We start from the raw sequence: 25,806 nt of genomic DNA, 5'->3' as shown, positions 1-25,806 counted from the left end.
AGTCACTCATTCATGTTGCAAAGCTTTATTCTGCTGCTTTTTCTGTATATTCTTCCACTGCATCATAATTTTTATCATCTGCTTCTACATAGCCTTTGTGTCCCCACATTGCCATGGCTTCAGCGCCTTCTTTATCTTTAGGCATTGCCAAGAAAACGTCTTTGACTTTAGTTTGCAAGTCTTTATCCATTTTTGGTTGAACGGCGATTGCATCATTTGGAATATCACCTTTTGTTAGATACAGCACTTTTAAATCTTTGAATAAGTCGTCTTTTTCAAATTTTGAAGCAAACACATTTCGTGCTCCTTCAAAAACAAAGCAAGCATCTTGTTGCCCATTTAAGACTGCTGTGATTTCACTTGGAATATCATTGACTGTTGTCAAGGTAACATCTTTGGTTGGGTCGATCCCCGCTTCTTTCATTTCAACCACTGGATAAATATAGCCGCTAGCTGAATTAGGGCTTAAGCTGGCAATTTTTTTCCCTTTTAAATCTTTTAAAGAATCGATGCCACTATCTGCTCGAACAAGTACTTCACCTTTAAAGGTGCTTGATAATTTGTCTGGTTCTGGTTTGCCTGTTTCCCGATTAAAAGCACCTAGTTCAGAAGATAAAATGGCTGTTGCCGCTTTTTGATTGCGAGCTTGAACATATGCCGATGGCGGCATGATCCCAATATCTACTTTTCCTGAGGCCATTGCTTCAACGATTGTTGAATAGTCTGTTGCTAACGTAACATTAACCTCACGACCTAATTTTTCTGTTAAATAGTTTGCGAAAGGTTTCGCTTTGGCTTCCATTGAGCCATCGTTGTTGGTTGGTACAAATTGTAATTCTAATGGTTTGGTATCATCTGCTGCTTTTTTATCGCTGCTTGACCCACATCCTGTAAGTAATCCTACACTTAAACCAATAACTGACAGCAATCCTAACAATTTCGTTCTCTTTTTCACTCTTTCCATCCCTTCGCATTTCGGTATTGCTAGAACATCCGATCATCTCGCTACTTTAGCTATACCTATTGTATTTTAATGATGTAAATTTCTCATAATATTGAAGTAAATATTGTGTAAAATTTCTGAAATCCACTTCTCCATTATTTGTGTAGAGCAATTGTCCAAATGCCTGATTTCTTTCAGTAAATCTCACTGAATTTCTCATTAAAAATGAATGTATCAAGCTAAAATCAGTATAGCATAATTTCGACTTTTTTCTAGACCAGTTTTCATTTTTCGCTTATTTTTTCCTCATAATTCTTTTTATCGAAAAGGTAAAATAAACCTTTATTACGTAAGGTTTGATCGTTTTTTTACTAATTGTTATCGTTCGTTTACATTTGAATTCTTGTTATGCTTTAATCTTAATGAAACAATTGTGAAAAAACAGCAATTAAAAACTGACACAGCGCTCTTTCAGCATTGTGTCAGTTATATTTATTATTTTTCTGGATACATCTCATCCGCTAATTTTTCAATTCCATCTAATGATTGATAGCCATATCCAAACATATAATTGTAATCAACGGCATAAACCTTTTTATTTTTAACTGCTTTCATACTGGAAAGCTTTGGATTTTTCAGTACAGCATCGATCATTGTGTCTCCTGAAATCCCACCTTTCATCGTGCTCCAATCCGCTACAATCAAGACATCTGGATCAGTTTCAATCAATTTCTCCACACTGACTTCACCTTTTTCGTCTTTAAACACGTTATCCAGTTTTACCATTTTGAAAATATCATTGAAAAACGTTTCATTATTTGCTGGATAAATGTATAATTCTTCTGGATCTGTGGTGTGTAGATAAGCGAATGTTTGATCGTCTTTGATTTTCGCTAGCTTTTTCTCTACAGTTGCTTGCCGTTCTTTTAATTCTGATTTGAAGTCCTCTGCTTTATCAGCTACGTTGAATACCTTACCTAAATTATCGATGTCATCATAAACAGAGTTAAACGTACCACCTGTCACAGAAGAATTCAAAACAAATGTTTTGATGCCCATCTCATTCAATGTATCAACTGTTCCCACACCCCAGTCTTGATTGTCAAACAGACCACCACGACCATAGACTAAATCAGGATCAACACTTAAAGCTGTTTCTTTGCCAATATAGTCTGTTGATAAATGGTTTAACTGATCAAATTCTTTTTCCACAGCTTTATCTCGTTCGCCAAAAACAGCACCGACACCCACGATTTTATCTTTTAAGCCTAAATGCAGCAATAATTCTGCAGCAGGTTGGGTATTCGCTAAAACTTTTTCGGGAACCTTATCAAAGGTTTGCTCTTTCTTTTGCCAGCTTTCAGAACCTTCTGCTTTTGCAAAATTTTGAATCGTTACAGGATAACCTTCACTTTGATTTTTCTCTGTTGCTTTTTGTTCTTTTTGCCCACAGCCAGTGATAATCGCCAAGCTCATTAAACTAATAATTAGTACTTTTTTCATTTTGTCCCATCCTCTTCATGTATGTTAAACCTAGTAACTAGTCTAAAGAATAAGCAAAACCTAAACGTCCAGTTACTGGATTTTTATAGATCGTACAATTAACGCCATAAATTTCTTCGATCAACTTTTCAGTAAACAGCTCTTCTGGCTCTCCTTCAGCAATGATCTTACCAGCTTTCATTGCGTAAATATAATCGCAGTAATGAGCAGCTAATTCCAGATCATGCAATGCCGCTAAAACGCCAATCCCTAAATTCTTGACACAGCTCAATATTTCTAATTGATAACGAATATCTAAATGATTGGTTGGTTCGTCTAAAATCATATAGCTAGGTTGCTGAGCAATCGTTCGAGCCAAGATGACTCGTTGTTTTTCTCCGCCAGATAAGGATAAGAAACTTCGATCAGAGTAGCTAGTTAAATTCGTTTTAGCTAACGCATCCATCACAATTGCGATGTCATCTTGAGTGTCTGATTCTAACAATTTCTTATGAGGCGTCCTTCCTAGTAAAACCATTTGAAAGACACTTAAATCAAAGTTTAGTTCATTAAATTGGTTCACAACACCTAACTTTTGTGCCACTTTCTTTTCAGATACAGTTAGTAAATCAAGCTCTTCTAAAAAGACACTTCCTGCTTGTGGTTTGATGCCTTTGTAGATACCTTTGAGCATCGTTGACTTCCCACAACCATTCGCACCGATAATCCCTACAAATTGCTTTTTTTGTGTTTGAAAAGAAATACTTTTAACAATTGCTTCTTGTCCAATCATGATTTCTAAGTCTTTTACAGTTAATTCCATTGTTAGCCTCCGAAATTGTAGCCTTTTTTGACAATGATATAGATAAATAATGGCGCACCGATCACTGATGTGATGATCCCGATCGGTAGCTCCACGTTTGGAATCATGATTCGAGAAAGTACATCAGCCCAAATCATAAACAACGATCCAGACAGCGCTACGATCGGTAGTAACCGTTTATGATCAGAACCAATCAAGCCTCGGACAATGTGAGGAATAATTAAGCCCACAAAACCGATCATTCCAGAATAAGCTACGATTACACCTGTCAAAAGAGCTGCTAACAATAAATAGATTTGCCGATATTTCGCCAAGGGAACACCTAAAGTAATTGCCGCTTCGTCTCCTAACAACATGACATTCAAAATCCGGTGCTGAAACAAAAAGAAGCTAGTAATCAGGACTACAACAACCGACAACACACCTAATTTATTCCAACTTGCAGAAGCTAAACTGCCCATCGCCCAAAAAGTCACCGTCTTCATACCTTCTGCGTTATTGGCCAAGTAAACAATAAAACTAGAAATCGAACTGCACAATGCTCCTATCACAGAACCCGATAAAACCAGTTTGACTGACGTCATCCGCCCGCCAATTCCAGATAAAATCAATACGCCAAATGCGGCGGCCATCGCACCGACAAAAGCACCAAAAGCCAAACCAAACTGAGAAAAAATACTTCCTGTGCCAAAACCTACCAGAATTGCAAATGTCGCCCCTAATGATGCCCCAGAAGAAATCCCTAAAATATAAGGATCCGCCAAAGGATTTTGAACGACTGCTTGCATAACAGCTCCGGTGATCGCCAACCCCATCCCGACAAAAACAGCTAAAATTACTCTAGGTGTACGCACGAACCAAATGATATTCACCGCAGAATTACTTGCAACGCCATCTAAAGAACCGATTCTACCACCGGATACCTTATTTAAAAGAATCTGCACAATGTCTTCAATTGAAATATTCGCCTGTCCATTGATCAATGAATAGACGATCGATAAAAGAATAAGAGCTACTAAAAACAGCAGGATCAAAGGATAATACAGTTTTATTTTCCCGTTGACCCTTACCTTGTTTGTCTTGATTGCTTGCAAAAAAATACGCCTCCTGTGTACCTAAAAAATCAGAACTACTCGTTATTTTCACTAAAGCCTGACAGCTTATCCGTCAAGCCTATCGCCCACTGCGAAACTGGATTTCTACGGCTTATTGGTAATTTTTGTTTTTCATCTATTTTGCTAATATCAAGCAAGCCAATGATTTGTCGTTCCTCAGTCACACCAATATTTTGCTTAAACACTTTATCAAAAATCACTGGAATCGTGCGCCAAGTCACACCAATCTGTCTTGACCAAGCGGCTAATTGAATGTTTTGGATAAAAGCCGACACCGCACCGATTGCTTCCAAGTTCGATTTTTCACTTTCACCAATAGGCGCTGTGACAACTAGACTAAGGGGAACTTCTAAGAAATAATCTTGCGTCCTTGTTTTAGCCTTTGCTACGTTTTGCTGATCATAGCGGGACCAGATATCTAAACGATCATAGCTGTCCATGATTTCTTTCACGAATACTTGTCGTTCTTGTTCCTCACTGACAATTATCACTTCCCAAGGCTCTTCTTTAGAGTGATAAGGTGCATAACTCGCACTTTCCAATAGTTCATATATAACATCTAGAGCAATCGTTTGATCGGTTAACGTGCGAATCGTACGACGTTCCCGGATAACTTGTTCAATTGAATTCATGTCCATCTTGTTGCTCCTATTCTTAAAGTAATTGATCGCTTCAATTGAAAATGAAAATCATTCTCAATTAGAAATTAAGAGTACCATTTCACTATTTTTTTTGCAAGACTCTTTTGAGTTTTCAGCATAAAAAATATAGATGCTTGGGATATAACTCATAGAGTCATATCCCAAACACCTATAATCCAAATAAACGGTGGGAGCACACGGTCCTCCATGCTTCGAGGATCGGAGTGAAACGAGAACCGCAGACGCAGAAGCAACTCCTTCGGAAATAAACACTTCTGTCCCAACCTCAATGTGCTTTTTTAGATGCTTTTCATTACACTAATTCAAATGGTAATTCTTGTGTTTCTTTCACATTCGCCCCAACAAAAACAATAAATGCTCCTAGTTCTTCTTTGAAAGCCATTTCTTTCGTATAGAATTTCAACTCAGCTCTGGTTAAAGTGAAAACTACTTCTTTTTCTTCACCAGATTCAAGCTCAACTTTTTTGAAAGCTTTTAATTCTTTAACCGGCCGTACTACAGATCCCGTCACATCTTGTACATATAATTGAACAGTTTCTACCGTTGCACGTTTAGAATTATTTTTAACTTTGACCGATACATCAAGTGATTCCACCATTTTTTCGCTGCTCAATGTTAACTCATGATACTCAACTTGACTGTATGATAAGCCAAAGCCAAATGAAAATAGTGGATCATTTGTGCTATCTAAATACTTAGACACAAAACGACCTTTGTGTGTTGGACTCGTTAATGGACGTCCCGTCTTAAACTCACTATAGTAAATCGGCAACTGCCCAACTGAATAAGGGAAACTCATACTTAAACGCCCTGTTGGATTCGTTTGTCCAAAAATAATATCTGCTAACGCATTTCCACCTTCAGTTCCTGGGAACCATGCCTGAAGAATCGCATCGACTTGTTCAATCTCCTTTGTTAAGACAAGTGGTCGACCACTGATGACGATCAGCACCGTTTTTTTATTCAGCACTGTTAATTTTTCTAAAAATTCTTGTTGGATTTGCGGTATGGTAATATCAGTACGACTCCCTGCTTCACCACTTTGCATTGTATGCTCACCTAGTGCGAACACGATCGTATCAGCTTGTTTGGCTAATTCTAAGGCTTTTGTAAGTTCTTGTTTTTTTATCGCTTCATTTAAACCTAATTGCTCAATCTGGTCTTTAGTTGCACCAAATTCGCCTAAAAATGTGTAATCTTCTAGCATATCGCAGCCTTGAGTGTAAACCAAGTGGTCCGAATCAAGATAGTTTTCAAAGCCTTGTTTGATCGTTACAACATCTTCCCGCTGTCCATGAACTGCCCACAAACCGATCAACTCTTGATTATCCCCATATGGTCCAACCAGTAAAACTTTCTCTTGATTGGGTTTCAAAGGTAATACTGCTCGCTTATTTTGCAATAAAACAATCGATTCAGACGACACTTTTTTAGCTAACTGCCGCTTTTCTTCTGTTAAGAAGACTTGCTCTTCTTGCATTTGACTAGCACCACGATACGGATCTTCAAACAACCCAAGATCATTTTTTAATTTTAAGACTCTATAAACAGAGCGATCTACTAGATCAGCACTGATTTCCCCCGCTTCAATCAATGGTTCTAATTCTTTTGCATAACAAGGGGTTTTCATATCGATATCCGTTGTTGCTTCGATTGCTAATTTCGCCGCTTGTCGATCATTTGCTGCTACACCATGAGCAATCAATTCCTGAATGGCGGCGTAGTCAGAAATAATCACACCATCAAAACCCCATTCTTTCCGTAAAATGTCTTCAAGTAAAAACTTGCTACCTGTCACCGGCATTCCGTCATACGTATTAAAGGATGTCATCACTAACTGGCAACCAGCATCAACTGCTGCCTTGTATGAAGGCAGATAATCTTGACGTAATCGACGTTCGGACATATCAACAGTATTATATTCCCGACCACCTTCTGCCGCCCCATAAGCCGCAAAATGTTTAACACAAGAAGCAATACCACCACCATTAAGCAAATCTTTTTGCAGTCCCGTTACCATAGCTTTGGCAAAGGCTGCATTTAAAACGGGATCTTCTCCAGTTGATTCCAAACTCCTGCCCCAGCGTGCATCACGAACTAAGTCTACCATTGGCGCAAACGTCACGTGAGCACCTGCTGCGTTCGATTCTTCTGCTGTCTGCTGATAAGCTAATTCAACCAACTCAGGGTTCCAGGTTGCACCTAAGCCTAAAGGAATTGGAAAAATGGTACGGTAACCATAGATAATATCCGCCATAAACAATAACGGAATTTTATGTCTGCTTTTCTTTAAATGACGCTCTTGAATTTCCCGCGTTTTATCCGCTCCCGTGACATTCAAGACTGATCCTACTTGATCCACGATCTTTTGATCGATCCCTAATTTTTTTTGTGGGCCAACTGCTAACTGATCTGCATGGAAAAAATCACCAGATAGTTGCACCAACTGTCCAACTTTTTCTTCCCAAGTCAATGAGTCAAGTAGCTCTTTTAATGCTTTTTCTTCCATTCTCTACACCTCTTCACTTTGCTCTTGTAGATATGTTTTCTTATCCAAACGCTTGAACCATGGATACCACAGAATCGGTGACAAAACGAGTTGGATCACTAATTGTAAAATGATGACGGAAATACTTCCTTGGACAGCCGCATGAAAGCCGACTGGTAAACCAAAAATCGCCTGCACACCTACAAATCTTGATACTAGACCGATCTTCGTTAAAACATAGGCCAGAATCAAACCGATACTATTATTAAAAATAAACGGAATCGCTAAATCAAAATTCAAAACTAAAGGTGAACCGAAAATCACAGGTTCGGTAATACCAAACAAAGCAGGCACGATTGAAATTTTACCAACTTCTCGATATTGTTTACTTTTCGCTTTCAACATCAATAAGACTAAACCTAATGCCATCCCGCCAAAAGTAATGATATTAAAGAATGCTAATCCAACAATATTTGGCGGTGTTTGTCCAGCCGTGACAGCATTCATATTTTCCACATCCATTGCCATCCAAAGCGGTGTCACTAAAGGCAAGATCACATTTGTACCGTGAATTCCAAAAAACCAAAGAATTTGCTGTAACAAACTTAAAATGATCATGGCTCCAATTGATCCACCGATTCCTTTTAGCGGCTCTTGAATAATCGTATAAACAAATTGATGCATATTCCCAAAAGTAGTTAAACTAAAACCAAAATCAACTAAAATAAACAAAATCCCGATCAAAACGGTGGGAATCAAGGACTCAAACATACGTGTCACCATCGGCGGTACACCTTCTGGCATTTTAATGGTCCAGCCTTTACGCTTAATTGCTAAAAACAAACGCCCGACGACCAATCCTACGATCATTGCTGAGAAAACCCCTTGTGCACTTAACCAAGTTGTTGGCAATGCCGCAACATCATCCGCTGTTTTATCAAGCGGTGTGATCAATAGAAAACTCATCAAAGAAATAATACCCGCAGCCACATAGTCTTCTTTTTCATCTAGTTTACGAACTAAATTGATTGCCATCAAAACAGAAATATATAAGGCCAGAGAACCAATCGTAAATGTATTCACTTTTCCTAATAATGAAATAAACTGTGTAAATCCTTGCAACGTCTTTGACATATTCATAAAAACAACTAGCAAAACAGCGATCGAGCCGATAAAGACTGGACCTAACGTTGACATCATAGCACCAGAAATGGCTTGTAGATAAGGGTTCGTCCCCATCTTATCAAAAAACGGACTGACTTTATCAAAAAAACTGAGTAGCTTTTTCTTCATTTTTATTTCTCCTCTCAATATCCAGTAAGCGCTTTACTTGATTTTAGTATACTGAGTATCACAGTTTATTTCTGTGCTAAATCCGTCTTCAAATCGGAAAAATAATGACTTTTTATTTAAAATATTTTTGTCGGTATTGTTGTGGCGACAAGGTGTAATGCTTTTTGAACACATTATAAAAAGACTTCACTGAGAAAAAACCATTGTCCAACGCAATAGCCAACACTGTCATATCTGTATCTCTTAACTGATAATAAGCTTTTTCCAAACGAACCGTATTGACATACTCAGAAAAAGGAATCCCCATATATTTTTTGAAAAAGCGTGAAAAATAAGCTGGATCATAATTAAACGCTTCTGCCACATGCTCTAACTTCAGTGATTGATTGTAATGTTTCAACACATATTCATTGATTTGTTTCAACCGCTCTAAATGTTTTAAGCTTTTGATCGTCTGTTTTGTTGCTATCGGTATACTATAATGTTTAGTTAACACAGAAAGAAACTCTATCATGCGACTTTTGACGAGTAGATTCATAGATAAATCATTTTCCTGATATTTTTGATAAATTTCATTCAATAACGTTTGAACTTTCAAATCTTTTCGTTTTATCGGGATCAAATTAAATAGAAAACGATCATTGTACTGTTGCTGTGTCATTTCTTTCAAAAAAGGAAGTGGAAACTGTATCACAAATACTTCATTAGGTATTGGGCTTCTAGAAGAATGAATGATATTTGAATTGATAAAAAGTGTATCTCCAGGTTCTAGCAAATACGTTGTCTGTGGAAAACGGACCTCTAGATTTCCTTTCAAACAATACAATAACTCCGTACTTTCATGCCAATGAGTTGAGATCATTCGGTCAGGATTTCTGGATGTGAATGAAAATAATTTAAACGGATAATTTTTATTTGGCGAAATCATTTCATGTTTCATATGCAGACCTCTTTCTTTGTTAAGCTGGTTAAATTATAAGTCATTTAGGAGCTTATGAGAATGCGAAAGCACCTATGTACATCTTTTACCCTACTTGAACAAAAAAAGATCAAAGCAAGTTGCTCTGATCCCATATTACATCGTCTAATTCCTTTTTAGTCGTCTAATTCTTTTTCTAGAACATCTCCTGTTTGAGCATTTATTTTTACAGTCATCTCCTTATTACCAGTTTGCACTTTGACTTCCCAATAAGTAAGGGATAGGTCTCGTTCTAATGCCCATTCATTCGCCGTTCCTTCTCCCACACTATCTTCAGCGATTTTTGAGACATCCTCTATTGATAAGATACCCTTCAACTCTAATGCTTCATTTTTCTTTTCCACACCATTTTGTTCATCTTGATCTAGTGTTTCTTCACGCTCTTTTTTTAATTCCCCAGTCTCTGCATTGATTTTAACTTCGTATTCTTTAGAGTCATCTACACCTTTGATTTCATAATAATAGATGCCAAATGAAGGATCTAAATCCAGAGAAGTGATTGAAGTATTTGGGTATGCTTCATTATAAGCTTTAATTGCATCCTCTACACTTACTTTTCTTTGTGATGTTTTTTTCGTGGTACTGTTTGAAGTACCGCTAACATCTTGTGTTGTTGACTGACTCACTTTCGTACTCATCTTACTTTCTTTGTTTGCCTCCAATGACTTATCCGTATTTGTACAGCCCGCTAGAGCAAAACCTAAACATAGTGTGCCTACTACCATCATCTTTTTATTCATTCTATCCATTCCTTTCAATTTTCCTTTAGGTGATTTACTTTACACTATTATTTTAGCAAGTAAATCATACTAAAAAATAAAGCAACATGAAAGTTAAATGAAGAATTCTTCATTTTATCTGTGTTTTAAATGTTACTGCAAATCGAGTTCCTTGAGGCAATACATCTGTCACAGCAATGTCCCCTTGATATTTTTCAACGAGCTCTTTCACAATCGATAATCCGATTCCTGTACCAGAAATTTCACTAGAGCGTGATCGATCCACTCGGTAAAAGCGCTCAAATACTTTGGCTTTCTCTTCATCTGGAATGCCCATACCAGAATCTTCGACAATCAATTGGATTGTCCCCTCATCTGAGAAAAGTGTAACGGTGATCGTCCCACTAGCCTCTGTATACTTCATTGCATTTTCAACCAAGTTGCGGGTAATCTGATAAAAATGCTCTACTTGTCCCTCTAAAAAAATGCCTGTTTCAATTTTAATGACGGCCTCTTGTGTCATCATAACCTTCAGTTCATTGATCGTTTGTTGAATGATCGATGACAAATCTAGCTGTTCTGTATTAAATTGTGTGTCTAGTCGACCTAATAATAACAACTTTTCTACAAGGCTTTCCAGCCGTTTCGATTCTTTATCGATATAAGAAAGTGAGGTTGGAATCACCTCTGGATGTGATTTTCCACGACGCTTGATCAAATTCACATGACCCCGAACCGCAGCAATCGGTGTTCTTAATTCATGAGATGCATCTGTTACGAATTGTTGCTCCCGTTTCAAATACATTCTTTGCTTCTCTAGTAATTGGTTAAATGATTTCGAAATATTTTGAACTTCTTGCGGTGTTTTTGGAATGGTTAGTTGCTGTTGTTTCGAATCTGAAACGTTTAATCGATTGATTTCCTCATCCATAACGACTAACGAACCACTTAAATTTTTAGAAAAACGATGCGTAATCAATGATCCCAAAACAATCACAGCCAACGTGATAAAAATCGTTAACGAAAAAATTCTCCCGATAAGATCAAATTGATCCTCCATATCTACTAAAAGTGTCACCTTTGATTCGTCTTTTTGGAAACTTGCATAATAGTATGGCTCGATCTCACTTGTCCATAAGATTTTGTCAAATACTAGGAACTGTTTCATTTGAGAAAATTTCTGAAATACCTCTTTAGCATCTTCAGAAGAGTAAATAACTTCTCCAGTATCTAACTGAACGTGAACCAAGTAAAGAGAACTATCATTAGAGCCGTTTTCAACAAGAACTTTTTGCCACTCTTTGGCATCTTTCCCACCACTATTTTTTAAAGAATCTTCTAACAAATCAGCTTGTTTTTCAGTTGATTCATATAATTCTACTACTGTAATTCCCATAATCGCTAAGCTTAAAATCAATACAGCTGAGATAAGTAACCCAATAAAACGGATGGTCAATTGGAATTGTGTTGTATTTTTCCGTTGTTTTAAAGTCGCTCTATTTTTTTTCATTGTTTTTCCTCAATGCATAGCCTACTCCACGAACCGTTTGTATCAAACGACCAGTCGGGTCATAATCCATTTTATTTCTTAGCGAACGTATATACACATCTACCGTATTGGTTTGACCAAAATAATCATAACCCCAAACAGCATTTAATAATTCATCCCGTGAAAGTACTTCTTCTGGATGCTTGATCAATTCTGCCAATAATTCAAATTCTTTTTGAGTCAATTGGATTTCTTCGCTGTATCGTTTAACTACTCGTTTCGTTATATCTAGCGTTAAGTCATGATATTGAAATAATACAGGCTCTTGTTGAAGTTTCTGTAGTTGCTCTTTGCGGCGGATGATTACTCTGATCCTAGCCAATAACTCTTCGATATCGAATGGTTTTGTAATATAATCATCTGTTCCAGCATCCAGCCCAATAATTTTATCTGTTACTTGGTCTCTAGCAGTCATCATGATAATCGGAACTTGGCTTGTTCGGCGAATCCTTCTTGCAACAGTGATTCCATCATATTTGGGTAACATCCAATCTAATAATAGCATCGTGATGTTCTCTTGATTTTGTTCATATATCTCTAGCCCTTGTTCACCATCCGTTGCCTGTAGTACTTCATATCCTTCAAATCGAAGTTCTTCCGAAACAAAATTAGCGAGACTTGCTTCATCTTCCACTAGCAAAATGACTATGTCCTTCATCTACCCACCCACCTTTTATATAGAGTACCCAGTATTTAAAACAAGGTCAATCAAATCATGATGAAAAAATCTTCATTTTTTACTTATATACCAAAAATAAACTTACAGTTTGCTCTCTTTAAAAGTGTTTTTCATATTGAGTGAAGTTTCTTTTTATGATACCGTTAATAATGAATGAAACAAATGGCTACTCATTTGATTTCATTCAGATCTTTTGTTAGGAAAAAGGAGAAAAAAATGAAAAAGACACTATTAATACTACTTTCTTTAGCTATGTTGGGACTTGTTGGCTGCGGCGATACAACCAAAAGCAAAAAGACCTCTGAAAGTACCAAGACAGAGGCACAATTTGAAAAAGAGTCTAAAAAACGCGAAGAGGATGCCAAAAGAAAACAAGAATTGGTTCAAGAAATCTCAATTTTAAAAGAATCAATTGCTTCAATGACTAAACTTCAAAAACAAACAGAAGAAATGGCAACAGAAAATACGATGGATGATCTTCAAGCAAATTTTGACGAATCTGTTTCATTAGGTAAAGAGGGACTTGAAGAATTACAAGGTCAATTAAGTAAAGCTGAAGCTGAATTGGAAGCATTAAAATAGCGAAAAAAAAGAGCTGAAGTCAGCTCTTTTTTTTAATCAATATTACGTAGTTGGAAATAGGACACAATCTCGCCGATTCCCATAAAGATCAAGATCCCGCCAAATAATTGGAATAGTACTAATAAACTACTGAAAGGATTGAATGTTAACACTAATCCTGCAATAATCAAAATCACGCTATAAATCAGCATTGGCATCCAACTAACGTTAACATAGGTACGTAAATTAACTGACTGGATTGCACGAGTGACACCAACAATGACGATTACAAGTCCAAGGAATATCGGTAAAATACTGACGATCCCTTTAGCAAAAACCAATACGATTCCTGCGATGACTAATAAAACGATCCCGCCAAGAAAACTCATTCCATAGGTACCCGTTGCCTTTTTAACTTTGAACCCATCATAAAGATTTAGCACGCCCATAATTGCAATATAAGCAGAAATAAAATAGACGGCTAGTTGGAAAACACTTCTTGGATTAATCACAATCAATAGCCCAAAAATAATATAAACAATTCCACGTAAAAGTGCATATTTCCTTAATTGCTCCATAACATTACTCATTTTGATCTCCTCCATTAGCGCTTTGTTTGTTGCTCACTTAATATTGTATAAAATTTCTTTGGATCTGACGAATAATATGGATTATTACTGTTTTTTTATGAAGGATGATAGCCATTCCAATGAGTAGAAAAAGTTCCGCCCATTAGTGAATTCTTTGGGCGAAACTTTTTCATTTACTATTATGGTGTTTGTTCTACTTGCCATAAAATCGTTGCTCGATAACCACCTGCTTGTAACACTTCACCAGAAGGTACTTCTAGTAATAAGCCTGATTCATTTTTATCCCACTCATTACTTACATTGTACTGTCCTTTAGATTCATGTGTTCTTTCCGCTATCGGTTGTGTCGTATTTTCCGATAAGATAACCGTTTCTGTCTCATTTATCTTATAACGGATCGCTGAAGGTAGAATTTTGCTTGGATCTTCTTGGCTAGTCAATGGTTTCTTTAAGGTCGCTGTTAAATCCCATGCGCCACCATTTTTACGATTGTCCCAAACAATCAATGGTTTGTCATATTTTGCTTGTTCTACTTTTATAAAGGGTATCCCTAATGTCTTACGTCCAAAATTCAAGAAAGTCGGAGAAGACTGTACAAACAGTGTCCCTTTAAATTGATATTGAACAGTACTTTCTTCACTCGTAACTGGAATAGCTGTTTCATTATCTGGCTTCTTCACTAGTTGATAGTTTTTGGCCAAAATGCTTTCAAGTGCTTTTTGAACATCCTTTTCCTCGGTTAAGTCAATTGTTGTACCAATTACTTTATCAAACGTAATTTTATCATGTAAGGGCTCACCTGTTTCATCGACAAATTCCACATTCACTTTTTGATTGCTTTGAATATCGATCGTAATCGTCTTTTTGACTGTTTCGGTTCCTCTGGTAGCCTTCAAGGTAGCTTTGTAGGTACCTTGTTCAGGATTTTGCGGTAGCGTCGTTGATTCTACAGAAAGCTTGATATCTTTACTTGAACCCGTTGCTACATCCCAAGCAATTGCTTCTGATTTTTTAAGAATTAGCTGGTTGATTTCACTTTCAGTTAAATCTTGAAAAGGCTCTGGTCGGCTATTAAAATTATTCGCTGCAATATACAACCCTTTCGATGGCGGTATTTCATCAATCACTTGAACTGGCACTTTGATCAAGGTCGTCTTATCTGGTTGGTTTGCATCCGTCATCCGCACCATCACGCTAGTTAAGCCTGTAACTGAAGTATCCGGCATTGCGCCTTCGTATTCATAGGAAGCCGTATGTCCAGGTAAAATGACAGGCTCTTGAATGATTTCAGCTGCTTTTTTATTGAAGGCTGTTCCTTTTTTGATGATTTGGGGAATCGGTTTAGCACCAAGATTGTATACATTGATTTTTACGGCATAATCTTGTGATGGTAGACCATTATAAGGACCTTCTGCTTCATTGATTGCGAGTAGAGACGTATCGTAGTGTTTGATTGTCCCTGGTTCTTCATTTAACTGTTCTGGTAAGCCTGTTCTCGGAATCGTCAACAGACTATCAAATTCTTTTTGACTATTTGCACTAAAAGGCATTGTAACTTCAACACCGGTTGGATACGTAACATAAACAGTCCCGTGATCCGTTGTTGTAGGAATTTTACTTAGTTTGTAGCTCGTCTTAAAATCTTCTACATAATCTGGGTAAATATTGAAGACTTCCGGATCCGCTTTGATTTGCATATAGGGAAGCTCATCACCCGCAAAAATTTCATAACCCGTATTTAACGCACTATCTGGAGCAATATCTTTCCAAGGTGCACCTAGCTGGTAAGCTGAATCGACATTCGACGCAATCACTTGACCTGTCGTGTAATTTTTACTTTCAGAGCCTGTTCCCATATAATCATTGCCAAAATAGTTAAAACCACCAGAAACGCCAATACTCCCATACGCTCCAGCAATGTATTTAGTATAGTCTGATAACCAATTTCCTCTGGAATCTTTTAAACGAATTGTAAATCGTTTGCCTGATGAAGGCTGGATATAAAAACCACTATTATTTCCTAATGCATAGATTGGAACTGAATCGGTATAATAATCCGTATCCACACTTTCCAACATTGAAAAACTCTTTGCTGAATTGGACAAATTATACATATCTAATTGGACACTAAAGTTCAAATTTCGGTTCAAGGATAAGTTGTAAACATAGAGAATCTGATTTGGTTCATCTATTAGAATTTGCTTCAGTTCGTTCCCTTTTCGTAGAAAATATTTAGATGTGATTTTTGAAGTAACTGCATCATATCCAATTCCACTTCCTCTAGACCAACCAGTTCCATATATAGGATTCTTATTCACTCCTGGAATATCTGAAACTCTTCCTTCACCACCACTATAAACATAGCCTCTACCAGCACCATCTTTGATAATAAAGCCAAATTCATTTTTTTGCGATGTTACAGAAATTCCTCTTTCAGGAAAGCCCATTTTAGAATTGTTTAATGGATTGGTAATCACACCATCCGTAGAATTCAAAGGAACATTTCTCCAGCCATCTAGCGTATTCTCTCCAAAAACTTGATCTGGCAGAACCAAAACCTCAAATTTGTAAGTCAGTAGCTGCTCTCCTAAAGTAATCGTAATCGATACCTCTTTGGATCCTCTACTAGAATTAACGATCATAGATTTCGTGATTCGTGCATCTAGTTCTTGTCCTGACGTCAGATCCCAAGCTTTGGGCGCTAGTTTTTTGGTGAGTAATTGAATGATTTGCGGAACTGTTTTCCCTTTGATCTCGCTTGTATTCAAAAATGGCAGATAATTAAAACTCATCCCTGCTTTTGACTCAACAATGACCGTTTGATTATCGAGTGTCACTGTAATAGGAACAGGAATAATGGTCGATACTGTTGGATCCTTTTTATCTGTCATTTTGATATAACCCCAGCGGAATCCTGTTTTGCTCGTATCAAACTTATTTGCAGGTTCTGTAGGTTCACCTGCTGGATTTTTGACCCATTCATAGGTGGCGCTAGTAGCCGTCGCATCATTTAGAGACTGATATTTTGAAAAAATATTGGCGGCATTCGTCCCCATTGCCATGTCTTTATTTTGATCTACTTTAAAATAGTAGGGAGATTTCACATCCGCACCGAAAATAGTGACATTTCGAGTCGTTGTGGCTGACGTGCCATCCAATTCGACTTTGATCGTGCCTGTGTATGAACCCACTGAATTATTGACTACAGTCGTGTCGGTGAATGATACTGGAACTGCTGCTCCTGTACTCATGTTCCAAGCACTTAAATGAGCGTTTGCTTGGATCATTGTAATCAGCTCTTCTTTACTTTTCCCTTTTGTTTCATTCGGGTAAAAAAGGACCTTCGCATCCGATTTCACCATCACTTTATTCGCCAATAAGGCTGTAGTATCGCCATTCGTTACATTTATTGGCACTTTGATGGTTGTCGTAACAGAGTCGTTGTTTTTTTCCGTCATCTTGACATAAGCCCAACGAAACCCAACAGTTGTGGTATCAAATTTTTCCAAGACTTCGCCATTTTCATTAACAAATTGGTAGAGTGCATTCGTTGCAATTGTACTGTTTACCGTTTGAAATTTTGAAAATAGATTGGTTGGATTTGTCCCTAAGCCTAATGTCGCATTTTGAGCAACTGACACAAACGGTTGAGGATTCGCACCAAATACCGTAACATTTCGTGTTGTAGTGGCTTGTACGCCATCTAATTCGACTTTGATTGTTCCATTATATGCACCAATAGAATTATTGAGCGTTGTTGTGTCTGTAAACGATACTGGAACTGCCGCCCCGGTACTCATGTTCCAAGCACTTAAATGCGCTCTAGATTGAATCAGGGCAATCAGTTCTTCTTTACTTTTTCCTTTTGTTTCATCAGGATAAAGAATAACTGTTGCATCCGATTTTACCATCACTTTATTCGTTAATAGAGCGGTGGTATCGGCACTCGTCACATTGATTGGCACTTTGATCGTCGTTGTTACAGACTCATCGGTCTTCTCTGTCATCTTGACATAGGCCCAATGAAATCCGACAATTGTAGTATCAAATTTTTCTAACGCCTCACCATTCTCATCAACAAATTGATAAACTGCATTGGTTGCAGTAGCGTTATTTACTGTTTGAAACTTTGTAAATAAATTAGTTGGACTTGTTCCCAAGCTCAATGTTGCGTTTTGAGCAACTGATACAAAGGCTTGCGGAACAGCACCAAAAACGACGACATCTTTTTGAATTGAAGCCTTTCGCTCTTGTGCACCGGTTCCAACCGTAATTTCAAATTCAGCCTTATAGGCACCAACCGAAGTAGCGCTAATCGTAGTGTTGATCACCTCAACTGGAACAGCGATCCCATCTTCCAACTTCCACGAGCGAACATTGGATTTTGTTTTGACTAATTGCTGTAGCTGTTCTGCTGTTTTATTTGCAATCTCATTTGGATATAGAATTATTTTCCCATTTGTATTATCTGTTTGAAGGGCAATCTGATCGTCCAACAAAAAAGAAGTCCCTAAATCCGTAACAGTTACCGGTATAGGAACGCGAATACTGGTTAGATTATAATTTTCGGTGATTTCTACATAAATCGTTTGAAATCCAACTGTTTCACTACTAGGGTTAACAGGTGTCCCATCAGCCGTGACATATTCATATAAAGCACCATATTCTGGCTGCGGTATAACTCTTTCAGAAAAAAGTTTTGTCAGACCTGCCTCGCTGTTGAGATCAGGAAATGCTTCATTTTGTTTTAATGTCAACACTTTTGGAGTTGCTTTTAACCCTTCTTCATTTTCCACTGGATCTAAAGATTTCGCTAGATAATTTCTTGGTTGGAGCTTTTTTGTTGATTTTTCAGTTGTTTGCTCAGCACGTTTATCCATTGCTTTTTCCAGACTGTTTTCCGGTTTCGCTAGTATTGGGTTGGTTGTGGTGAACAAAATGGTGACAGAAAAAATACCAAGTGCGGTTAGTCCAATGAGAGTCCCAACTATTTTCATTTTAGAAAGATTCTTTTTTTTGTTCTCCATTTTCTTCTCCTTTCTTTGTTATTTTTGTTCAGCTACCAAGTAGAGTCTTATCGCAACACCTCCTTTGTATCACTATCACCTATTTCGTTCAACTGCTCGAACCAGATCATTAATGGGGATATGCTGCTTGCTGATTAGAGGCGAGGCTCAAGAAGAATTTTAGCGTTGTTTTCCGATTGCCTATTCTATCGTTCTCTTCTTTGTGATTTTTGTTCCAAAAATGACTTATTTTCTAGCCTTTTCAGTTTCAGTTCTTTTATGCTTCTTATGTTTAATCAATTTGTAACTTGAAAGGAATACAAGTCCGCATACACCTACTATTACAACAATCATCCATAACATCGGCTTACTATCTGATTTATGTTCAACTGACTGCTGGTTAAAACTATTTGCTTCTAATACGTTGACTTTAAAGTCTTCTGTCCAAGACCACCGATCACCAGTTTTTGATATGATACTTATTTGAGCAGAATAATCTCCAGCTGATACGCCTTTATCCGCTAAATCAATTGGAAGATCAATCACTGAATTTGGCGCCATTCTCATGTCCTTTTTTTGATACTCAAATAACACCTTTTGTTTGTTTGTTTTTCTTACTTGAACCTCTACTTCCATCCCTTCGACATATGCTGGTCGACTATTGGAAATATTCACAAATAAATGACTTTTACCATCTTTGAATGCTATGTATGTTTTATTTAATTTAAGTTCAGGTTTGATGCTGCTAGTGTCGCCGACTCTTAGTAACATTCCGACTAAAAATGCAAATTCGTTTACGACAATATCTTTTTTGCCTTGGTCTTTCATCGTGCTATCTGCTACTGGCTGTAATTGAATACCACCTGCAATTGAACCTGGGGTCATCTCTTTGGGTAAAGAGATCATTAACTCCAGTTGTTTACTACTTCTGGCAGGAATCACGACTTTTGATGGGCCTTTCACGATTTTTATAAAGTCAGTTGTTAAGGAAGAATCCGCCTTTAAATCATTGGGCCCATACTCAACTTTACCGATACTATTCGTTTTTGCTGTATTTAAACTAACATTGACTGTTAGTTCTTTGGACAATGAGTTGTATAGTTTGAGAGAAACTTTTTGCTCTTGCCCCGGTTGCATGGCAAGATCAAAGTAGCCCAGTTTTTTATTCTTTTGATTCTCTGGATATAACACTTCATACGATAAACCATCGATCAAATTCGTTGAATCTTGTTTGGCCCAACTGGTAACAGGATCAAAGCAGAATGCTAGACAAATCATTAATAATAAACAGGTAGAATACTTCTTCATTTACTGACCTCTCTTCCTAAAATAATCAATGCTTATCGTATAACTCAGTTCTGTGAACAATTTATAACAATAACTGTCAACCAATCTACTTACCTATTTAAATCAACATACTAAAGAATAGTTCTTCTTTTAGTATGTGTTATCTAGACTCCAGTTCACGCTAGCTTTAAATGCTTTACCAGCAGCGCCTGTACCTGTTGTAACTGTTAATTTAGTGTCTGATAATTTTGTAGCGAAACCGCCTTTAACAGCATCTGCTTGTGTTTTAGCAATGATGTTTGTTGCAGTTGTATTGCCCGCTTCTAACGTTACGTTTTTGCCCACAACAATATTGTTAGGATCTGCAAGTGTGCCTAGGTTTCCTTCAATTGGATTTGGTAAGAAGTCATTTGTATCTGGATCAACTTCACCAATATCGTATGATTGTGGATCACCTAAAGTAAACGTTAATTTTGATGGCAATTCTGTAGCTGAACTGTCTTTAGAAACTAGTTTAGACAATGTAGCAGAAACTTTCCAAGCAGAAGTTGTAACAGCTCTTGTTCCTTCACCGCCTGTTTCAGTTCCTTGTCTGTCATCATTCACGACAATATATTGATCTCCGGCTACAGTATTGCTGTATGTAGCAATATTCGCTGTTGCTGCTTGACGACCAAAATCAAATTTAGATGGTGTCCATACCAATGCTAAGTTATCTTTAAATGGTCCTGGTCCAGGTTTTACTGGTCCATCAGTATCAAAACGAATCCCCAAGTCTGTTTGCTCGCTTCCAACTACTTCTGCATTCGCAGGTTTTGCAAAAATCAGCAAAGCTGATGAAGCAAGTAATGTTGTAAATAGTATTTTTTTCAAAATTTAATCACCCTTCTTATTTAGACAAATAAGATTGGCGACAGTTACTGTTATAAATTGTCCACAGAATGATTTTTTGCTTAATGCTACCCAATCAGTTTGATTTGATCTTTTAATAAGACGAATAGGTAGATAATTAACGTAAGACTGGTAATTGACACTGCTAATAAGCCGAAATTAATCGCTAGGTCCAGTCTTTTTTTTCTTAGTTTTCTGACTAAAAATACATCTTTGGAAAGAGTTGCCAGAAAAAAGAGCAATGAAGCAGAAGCAATTCCTCCTAATATATAAATCCATAAATAATCTCTCATCTTACACTCCTATACATGTATGCTATACACTTTCCGTAAACTAATAACGCCTAAAAATACGATCAAACACGCGACACCTAGTAGTAATAGGATAAAAGACGTCATCATTTGGCCTAAATGAGGCAATGCACCATCCGTATCAGGATAACCAGTCGGTTTTGTTTCGTAAATCGGGGGTTTGGGTTTTTCTGGTTCGATAAACTGATTAAACGAAATACCTGTGTCCGTTTTTTCTTGTTCCGCAAACACCTGAGACGACTGACTTAATAAGCTCCCAAATACGCACATCACAATCAACAACGGCCAAATAACGTACTGTTTTTTCATCCTTATTCACCAGCTTTTCTATTGATTTTTTTTCTTTTTTTCTTTTGACTTCCTTGTTTTTTTCGTTTAGCAATTCTGATTTTTTTCCACTGTTTGGCCCATTTTTTTCTTCTTACAAGGATCAGTAGCATGATCATGCCGGCAACTATTAGCAAGACGATCGTCGTGATTTTGATCCAAGTTGGCGTAATGATTTTAAAAGCACTTTCTTCATTCATTTTTTTGGCTTGTTGATTGGTAATCGTGAATTCTTTGCTAAGCTGCCACTCTTGATAGTCATTAGAGGCATCCAGTTTCAAGGTGTAGGTACCAGACGGTAGGTTAGCGATTCCCCAATCCATTTCAAAATCAAATGAACTATTAGGAGCCATGCTATAATTTTCTACGGATTTTCTTTTAACAACTTCATCGGTGCCTTTTTTAGTCATCGTACCTACGATGCTTAAATTTTCTAAGACTTTCGGTTCTGGATTTTGCAAGTTCGCTAAAACCATTTTTTTGCCTCGTTTAATTGAGGCTTTTGCTGAGATCATATTTAGCGTCTGAGCATTGTTGAATTCATCACCTGATTGAGAAGTGATCAAACCAACACGATAAGAGAATTCGGTTGACACACCACTCTTCGCTTTTTCGCCTTGATCCAAAGCAAAGACAATGGCGCCCATTTTCACCCCATCATATTTTTCTTTTGACGGAGTCAATTGGATTTTCACCGTTTTTTCTTCATAGTTACCCACGGTGATTTCTGGCGTTGGAAATTTAAGCATCGATGTGACCGGTTCTTTTAAGGTCGAGTCGTAGTATGATTTGTCATCACTATATTCGATCGTTCCTCCATCTCCTGTGATCGCATTGGTTCCATAAATCTTGATTTGTACATTCTCTTTTCGCGTACTTTTTATTCTGACTTCTAAGGTCTGTGCTTCTCCTGGTGTTGTTTTCACATAAAAATAGCTTTTGTTTGGATCAATTTGTGTGTTCGGCTGCACAAGTGTCACTGTATAGCCTAAATTATTATCATCATCTGCAGCACTTACATGGTCTGCAAAAAAAAATAATGAAAAGACGCAGATGATCGCTGCATAGATCGTATTAATCTTTCTCATGAAAAAAAGGTCTCCTAACTACTAATATTTATTCTTATTTAATGGATTGAACGATAATTTCTACATGCCAGCCATTTTTTTCATCTTGGTTGATACTTTCCATTAAGCGATAGTCTTTTTTAGCAAAATGGTCCGTCCAATGAGCTAAAAATTCTTTAGTATAGCTTTCGGCTGCTTCTTTTGTTTGAAATGGACCTTCCAATTTAACGATTTCATTTTCTTCATATTGTTCATCTTTTTCCTCATATAAATAGGTTGTAATGACATATATGATATAAACAATTGTCAAGGACACGATAAACAACAACAAGAATAGCGGCCACAAAATCGTCTTCATTAACGCTATAACATTAATTCCAATAATCAATAGAAATCCAACCATTGAATAGTTCATTTCTTTTTGCTTGATTGCTTCTCGTTGATTTTTGATATAAAACATCAACATTAGGAAGAGATTGAGCGTCATCAATAGAAAAGTTGCAAATAGATACTTTAGTAGATCATCTAAGTAATAATTCACCATAAACAATAACTGAATCATAAACTTGGCATTTTTATCTACGTAAAATATGGCTGCTTCATAAAATTTTGAAAAAAGCACAAAATTAGTGAGCCATCCAATTAGTAGGAGGAGTTCACAAAGATAATAATTTCGATATTTTTGATAATAATTCTTTTTTTCTTTCACACATTTAGCCATCCATTTCTTTACATAATTGCTTGAGCTCTTTAAATTCTATTTAATACTTGGTCATTGTAGGATTTCTTTAATTGGATTTTAGAAAGAAATGGTTCTTTTTTTGAATAAGTAAGAAGATATCCCTTGGTTCGGATGATTTCAATTTCAAAATAGGATTGTTCTTTTAATTTATTTCTGATATGAAAAATAAAGTTTGCAACCCTGTATTTTTCTAGCGACTCACCTGTTGAAGTACCATAGATTGCGCTGTTGATTTCGTCATAGGTAACGACACTATCCACATTTTCATATAACAGCTCTATTATTTTGAATTCTTTTCGGGTTAGTGCTATTATTTTGTCATGAACCACTAGGCTTAGCTTTGATTCGTCTAAGAAATGACTGTCACATTCTTTCTTTGGTTTCTCTCTATTTAGTAACTGATTTTTATAGTTGAGCGCATTCTTTATGACGATTCCAAGGGTCTCCAATCCTTGATCAGCTCGAATGATTTCTATCACTGAGTTTTTGCTTAAATGAGGATAGAGTTTTGTCAGCTCCGAATCATTTTCTCCACTGAGAATCCAAATAAATAAGGAATGCTCTTCTTTTAAATCAATGAGCCACTGAAAAGCCTTAACGTAATCAGATGATTTCTCCAAATTAATAATCAAGCCATCTAATGTTCCTATTTGTTTTTTATCAGTAATTTCAATCAGCGAGTAATGTTGTTCGTTGAGAGCCCTATTTATCAACAAACCTATGTTATCGTTCTGTTCAGAATCATCTCTGATATGTAATATGCCAATTGTATTTTCCATCTGGCTCCCTCCTCTTCATTTTTTTCTAGTCTTTATTTTCTTGTTTTATTAACAAACAAGAACTAGCACTCAAAACCCATCAATAGCAGAAATCTAAAGATTTTCTGACGGCAAATTTGACGGCTTAAGTTCTATTCCCATTCAGTAGAAACTTGACTGGATAACTTTTATAGGTCAAGAAATCATTTCTTTTTGAAAAAGGATCGTTAAATGAAAATAAAGAAAAAGCTAGTTACTTTCCAAATGTTAAAATTTTTGAAAAGTAGCTAGACTAACTGATTAAATTGATCGCTTTTCTTTTTTCTGACATAAAAGAACTTACATAAATATCTAGGGTCATTTTAGTAGAATGATGGCCCAATAAAGCACTGATCGTGGCGATATTCACTCCCTTTTCTAGACAGCGTGTAGCAAAGCTATGTCTAAGTTGGTGAAAACGAATCGCTGGAAAGTGGAAACTTTGACATATTTTTTTTAACCACACTGAAATCAAACGTGGTTCTGCGGGCTTATCTCCTCCTAAAACAAAGTTCCCCTTACTTTTTTTCTTTTGATCATTCAAAAGTTTGCTGACACTTTTAGACAGTGGGATCGTTCGCTTAGATGTGATACTTTTAGGTGTTCCTTCAATAACTTGTGTTTTTCGGTTCACACCATTGATTAATTGGATTCTTTGAATTGTACGTTGGACAGTCAGCAGATTTGATGAAAAATCAACATCTTCCCACTTTAATCCAGCTATTTCGCCAATCCTCATGCCAGTTTCTAATGCTAATATTATCGCAAGTCCTTTAGGATGTGCTGTAGCTTTTTCCTTTAATTTTCTTTGATCTTGCGATGTGATCGCGTTTATATTATTTGCTGTTTTTTTAGGCAATACAACATGTTTACAAGGGTTTTCCGTGATCAATTCCCTTTTTACTGCAGCTGTACAGCAAGACATCAACACTTGAAAGACGATTCGAATAGAGTTAGGCGATAAATTTTGCTCTATTTTCTTGATCCAGTCATTTAAATCTGCTGTTTTAATTGATTGTAACGGGAGGTCCCCTAAAAAAGGGAGGATATGTTTTAGCATTTTGTTTGTGTAACTAGCATATGTGCTAGGTTTCAATTGTCCTTGTATTTCAGTTAACCAACACATAGTCCAATCATTTAGACTGCCTTGATAGACAATTGTTTTAAAGGTATAGTTATGTGAATAGAGTGCTTTCATGGTTAAGAGTCTTTCTTTTAAATCTGTATATGTTTTGTTATATACATAACCGTATATAGCACTTCCATCACTTTTTCTTCCTTTTATGTATCTTCCTTCCCAGCGACCATCTTTTCGTTTATAAATATTTTCACCTTTTCTTACCATAAATCATTTCCCCCTTCGTTTTAGTTTGACGGCGATTTGACGGCGAATAAAAATTATTGTATAACATACAAAATATAGTTACTCATAAAAAAAACACAGATATTAAAATATAAAAAACAGCATTGACAAAATAGGTAAAACATTATATCA

22 protein-coding genes are annotated in these 25,806 nt (G+C 36.7%); 1 reads left to right on the top strand and 21 read right to left on the bottom strand.

Going from position 1 to position 25,806, the window contains the following annotated elements; all coding sequences use genetic code 11:
• Positions 1-25 precede the first annotated feature (25 nt).
• From A5819_RS08765 to A5819_RS08715, 11 genes are all read right to left on the bottom strand, one after another.
• Positions 26-964, bottom strand: coding sequence for a phosphate/phosphite/phosphonate ABC transporter substrate-binding protein (locus A5819_RS08765; protein WP_086278435.1), 939 nt, complete (start codon positions 962-964; stop codon positions 26-28).
• A 474-nt stretch (positions 965-1,438) separates the two neighbouring features.
• A complete protein-coding gene (locus tag A5819_RS08760) occupies positions 1,439-2,446 on the bottom strand; it encodes an ABC transporter substrate-binding protein (protein ID WP_086278434.1) in 1,008 nt (335 codons plus the stop codon).
• Positions 2,447-2,483: 37 nt separating this feature from the next.
• Positions 2,484-3,248: an ABC transporter ATP-binding protein gene (locus tag A5819_RS08755; RefSeq protein WP_086278433.1), complete on the bottom strand. Its 765-nt coding sequence runs from the start codon at positions 3,246-3,248 to the stop codon at positions 2,484-2,486.
• Between the two features lie 2 nt (positions 3,249-3,250).
• Positions 3,251-4,342 (bottom strand): iron ABC transporter permease, encoded by a 1,092-nt coding sequence (locus A5819_RS08750; RefSeq protein WP_086278432.1) that lies wholly within the window; start codon positions 4,340-4,342, stop codon positions 3,251-3,253.
• A gap of 35 nt (positions 4,343-4,377) precedes the next feature.
• Positions 4,378-5,001: a nitroreductase family protein gene (locus A5819_RS08745; protein WP_086278431.1), complete on the bottom strand. Its 624-nt coding sequence runs from the start codon at positions 4,999-5,001 to the stop codon at positions 4,378-4,380.
• Positions 5,002-5,317: 316 nt separating this feature from the next.
• Positions 5,318-7,534, bottom strand: a complete 2,217-nt coding sequence (bglX, locus tag A5819_RS08740; RefSeq protein ID WP_086278430.1) for a beta-glucosidase BglX — start codon at positions 7,532-7,534, stop codon at positions 5,318-5,320.
• Between the two features lie 3 nt (positions 7,535-7,537).
• Positions 7,538-8,806, bottom strand: coding sequence for a PTS sugar transporter subunit IIC (locus A5819_RS08735; protein WP_086278429.1), 1,269 nt, complete (start codon positions 8,804-8,806; stop codon positions 7,538-7,540).
• Positions 8,807-8,918: 112 nt separating this feature from the next.
• Positions 8,919-9,746 (bottom strand): AraC family transcriptional regulator, encoded by an 828-nt coding sequence (locus A5819_RS08730; protein ID WP_086278427.1) that lies wholly within the window; start codon positions 9,744-9,746, stop codon positions 8,919-8,921.
• Between the two features lie 155 nt (positions 9,747-9,901).
• Positions 9,902-10,525 carry a PepSY domain-containing protein gene (locus A5819_RS08725; RefSeq protein ID WP_369596904.1) on the bottom strand — a complete coding sequence of 208 codons (624 nt, stop codon included), beginning with the start codon at positions 10,523-10,525 and terminating at the stop codon, positions 9,902-9,904.
• Positions 10,526-10,634: 109 nt separating this feature from the next.
• The gene (locus tag A5819_RS08720) at positions 10,635-12,014 is read right to left on the bottom strand and encodes a cell wall metabolism sensor histidine kinase WalK (protein WP_086278422.1); all 1,380 of its coding nucleotides are present in this window, start codon (positions 12,012-12,014) and stop codon (positions 10,635-10,637) included.
• Complete coding sequence (locus tag A5819_RS08715) at positions 12,001-12,711, bottom strand: response regulator transcription factor (protein ID WP_086278420.1); 711 nt, start codon at positions 12,709-12,711, stop codon at positions 12,001-12,003. Before A5819_RS08715 ends, A5819_RS08720 begins: the two co-directional genes overlap by 14 nt.
• 237 nt (positions 12,712-12,948) lie before the next feature.
• Here A5819_RS08715 and A5819_RS08710 point away from each other — a divergent pair, with 237 nt between their 5' ends.
• The gene (locus tag A5819_RS08710; protein WP_086278418.1) at positions 12,949-13,314 is read left to right on the top strand and encodes a hypothetical protein; all 366 of its coding nucleotides are present in this window, start codon (positions 12,949-12,951) and stop codon (positions 13,312-13,314) included.
• 32 nt (positions 13,315-13,346) lie between these two features.
• On the opposite strand, the gene A5819_RS08705 is transcribed toward A5819_RS08710, so the two are convergent.
• From A5819_RS08705 to A5819_RS08660, 10 genes are all read right to left on the bottom strand, one after another.
• Complete coding sequence (locus tag A5819_RS08705) at positions 13,347-13,883, bottom strand: HdeD family acid-resistance protein (RefSeq protein WP_086278416.1); 537 nt, start codon at positions 13,881-13,883, stop codon at positions 13,347-13,349.
• Positions 13,884-14,062: 179 nt separating this feature from the next.
• Positions 14,063-18,910, bottom strand: coding sequence for a MucBP domain-containing protein (locus A5819_RS08700; RefSeq protein ID WP_086278414.1), 4,848 nt, complete (start codon positions 18,908-18,910; stop codon positions 14,063-14,065).
• A 225-nt stretch (positions 18,911-19,135) separates the two neighbouring features.
• Entirely contained in the window at positions 19,136-20,197 is a 1,062-nt protein-coding gene (locus tag A5819_RS08695) for a DUF916 and DUF3324 domain-containing protein (protein WP_086278412.1), read from the bottom strand.
• Positions 20,198-20,326: 129 nt separating this feature from the next.
• Positions 20,327-21,049, bottom strand: coding sequence for a WxL domain-containing protein (locus A5819_RS08690; protein WP_086278410.1), 723 nt, complete (start codon positions 21,047-21,049; stop codon positions 20,327-20,329).
• Positions 21,050-21,135: 86 nt separating this feature from the next.
• On the bottom strand, positions 21,136-21,360 hold the full coding sequence (locus A5819_RS08685) for a hypothetical protein (protein ID WP_086278408.1): 225 nt from the start codon (positions 21,358-21,360) through the stop codon (positions 21,136-21,138).
• Between the two features lie 9 nt (positions 21,361-21,369).
• A complete protein-coding gene (locus A5819_RS08680; RefSeq protein ID WP_086278405.1) occupies positions 21,370-21,687 on the bottom strand; it encodes a hypothetical protein in 318 nt (105 codons plus the stop codon).
• 2 nt (positions 21,688-21,689) lie between these two features.
• Positions 21,690-22,793, bottom strand: a complete 1,104-nt coding sequence (locus A5819_RS08675; RefSeq protein ID WP_086278403.1) for a DUF916 and DUF3324 domain-containing protein — start codon at positions 22,791-22,793, stop codon at positions 21,690-21,692.
• A 34-nt stretch (positions 22,794-22,827) separates the two neighbouring features.
• Positions 22,828-23,481: a hypothetical protein gene (locus A5819_RS08670; RefSeq protein WP_086278401.1), complete on the bottom strand. Its 654-nt coding sequence runs from the start codon at positions 23,479-23,481 to the stop codon at positions 22,828-22,830.
• A gap of 41 nt (positions 23,482-23,522) precedes the next feature.
• A complete protein-coding gene (locus tag A5819_RS08665; RefSeq protein ID WP_086278399.1) occupies positions 23,523-24,293 on the bottom strand; it encodes a winged helix-turn-helix domain-containing protein in 771 nt (256 codons plus the stop codon).
• Positions 24,294-24,564: 271 nt separating this feature from the next.
• Complete coding sequence (locus A5819_RS08660) at positions 24,565-25,656, bottom strand: site-specific integrase (RefSeq protein ID WP_086353040.1); 1,092 nt, start codon at positions 25,654-25,656, stop codon at positions 24,565-24,567.
• Between the last annotated feature and the right edge of the window lie 150 nt (positions 25,657-25,806).

Origin of the sequence: Enterococcus sp. 7E2_DIV0204 (assembly GCF_002140855.1) — a bacterium.
Classification (GTDB): domain Bacteria; phylum Bacillota; class Bacilli; order Lactobacillales; family Enterococcaceae; genus Enterococcus_L; species Enterococcus_L lemimoniae.
Note: the sequence above shows the minus strand (reverse complement) of the source record. Positions and strands in the feature narration are given on the sequence as shown.

Coding starts and splice junctions, on each gene's coding strand:
- A5819_RS08765 (WP_086278435.1), bottom strand. CDS start 964: ATGGAAAGAGTGAAAAAGAGAACGAAATTGTTAGGATTGCTGTCAGTT.
- A5819_RS08760 (WP_086278434.1), bottom strand. CDS start 2,446: ATGAAAAAAGTACTAATTATTAGTTTAATGAGCTTGGCGATTATCACT.
- A5819_RS08755 (WP_086278433.1), bottom strand. CDS start 3,248: ATGGAATTAACTGTAAAAGACTTAGAAATCATGATTGGACAAGAAGCA.
- A5819_RS08745 (WP_086278431.1), bottom strand. CDS start 5,001: ATGGACATGAATTCAATTGAACAAGTTATCCGGGAACGTCGTACGATT.
- bglX (WP_086278430.1), bottom strand. CDS start 7,534: ATGGAAGAAAAAGCATTAAAAGAGCTACTTGACTCATTGACTTGGGAA.
- A5819_RS08735 (WP_086278429.1), bottom strand. CDS start 8,806: ATGAAGAAAAAGCTACTCAGTTTTTTTGATAAAGTCAGTCCGTTTTTT.
- A5819_RS08730 (WP_086278427.1), bottom strand. CDS start 9,746: ATGAAACATGAAATGATTTCGCCAAATAAAAATTATCCGTTTAAATTA.
- A5819_RS08725 (WP_369596904.1), bottom strand. CDS start 10,525: ATGAATAAAAAGATGATGGTAGTAGGCACACTATGTTTAGGTTTTGCT.
- A5819_RS08720 (WP_086278422.1), bottom strand. CDS start 12,014: ATGAAAAAAAATAGAGCGACTTTAAAACAACGGAAAAATACAACACAA.
- A5819_RS08715 (WP_086278420.1), bottom strand. CDS start 12,711: ATGAAGGACATAGTCATTTTGCTAGTGGAAGATGAAGCAAGTCTCGCT.
- A5819_RS08710 (WP_086278418.1), top strand. CDS start 12,949: ATGAAAAAGACACTATTAATACTACTTTCTTTAGCTATGTTGGGACTT.
- A5819_RS08705 (WP_086278416.1), bottom strand. CDS start 13,883: ATGAGTAATGTTATGGAGCAATTAAGGAAATATGCACTTTTACGTGGA.
- A5819_RS08700 (WP_086278414.1), bottom strand. CDS start 18,910: ATGGAGAACAAAAAAAAGAATCTTTCTAAAATGAAAATAGTTGGGACT.
- A5819_RS08695 (WP_086278412.1), bottom strand. CDS start 20,197: ATGAAGAAGTATTCTACCTGTTTATTATTAATGATTTGTCTAGCATTC.
- A5819_RS08685 (WP_086278408.1), bottom strand. CDS start 21,360: ATGAGAGATTATTTATGGATTTATATATTAGGAGGAATTGCTTCTGCT.
- A5819_RS08680 (WP_086278405.1), bottom strand. CDS start 21,687: ATGAAAAAACAGTACGTTATTTGGCCGTTGTTGATTGTGATGTGCGTA.
- A5819_RS08675 (WP_086278403.1), bottom strand. CDS start 22,793: ATGAGAAAGATTAATACGATCTATGCAGCGATCATCTGCGTCTTTTCA.
- A5819_RS08665 (WP_086278399.1), bottom strand. CDS start 24,293: ATGGAAAATACAATTGGCATATTACATATCAGAGATGATTCTGAACAG.
- A5819_RS08660 (WP_086353040.1), bottom strand. CDS start 25,656: ATGGTAAGAAAAGGTGAAAATATTTATAAACGAAAAGATGGTCGCTGG.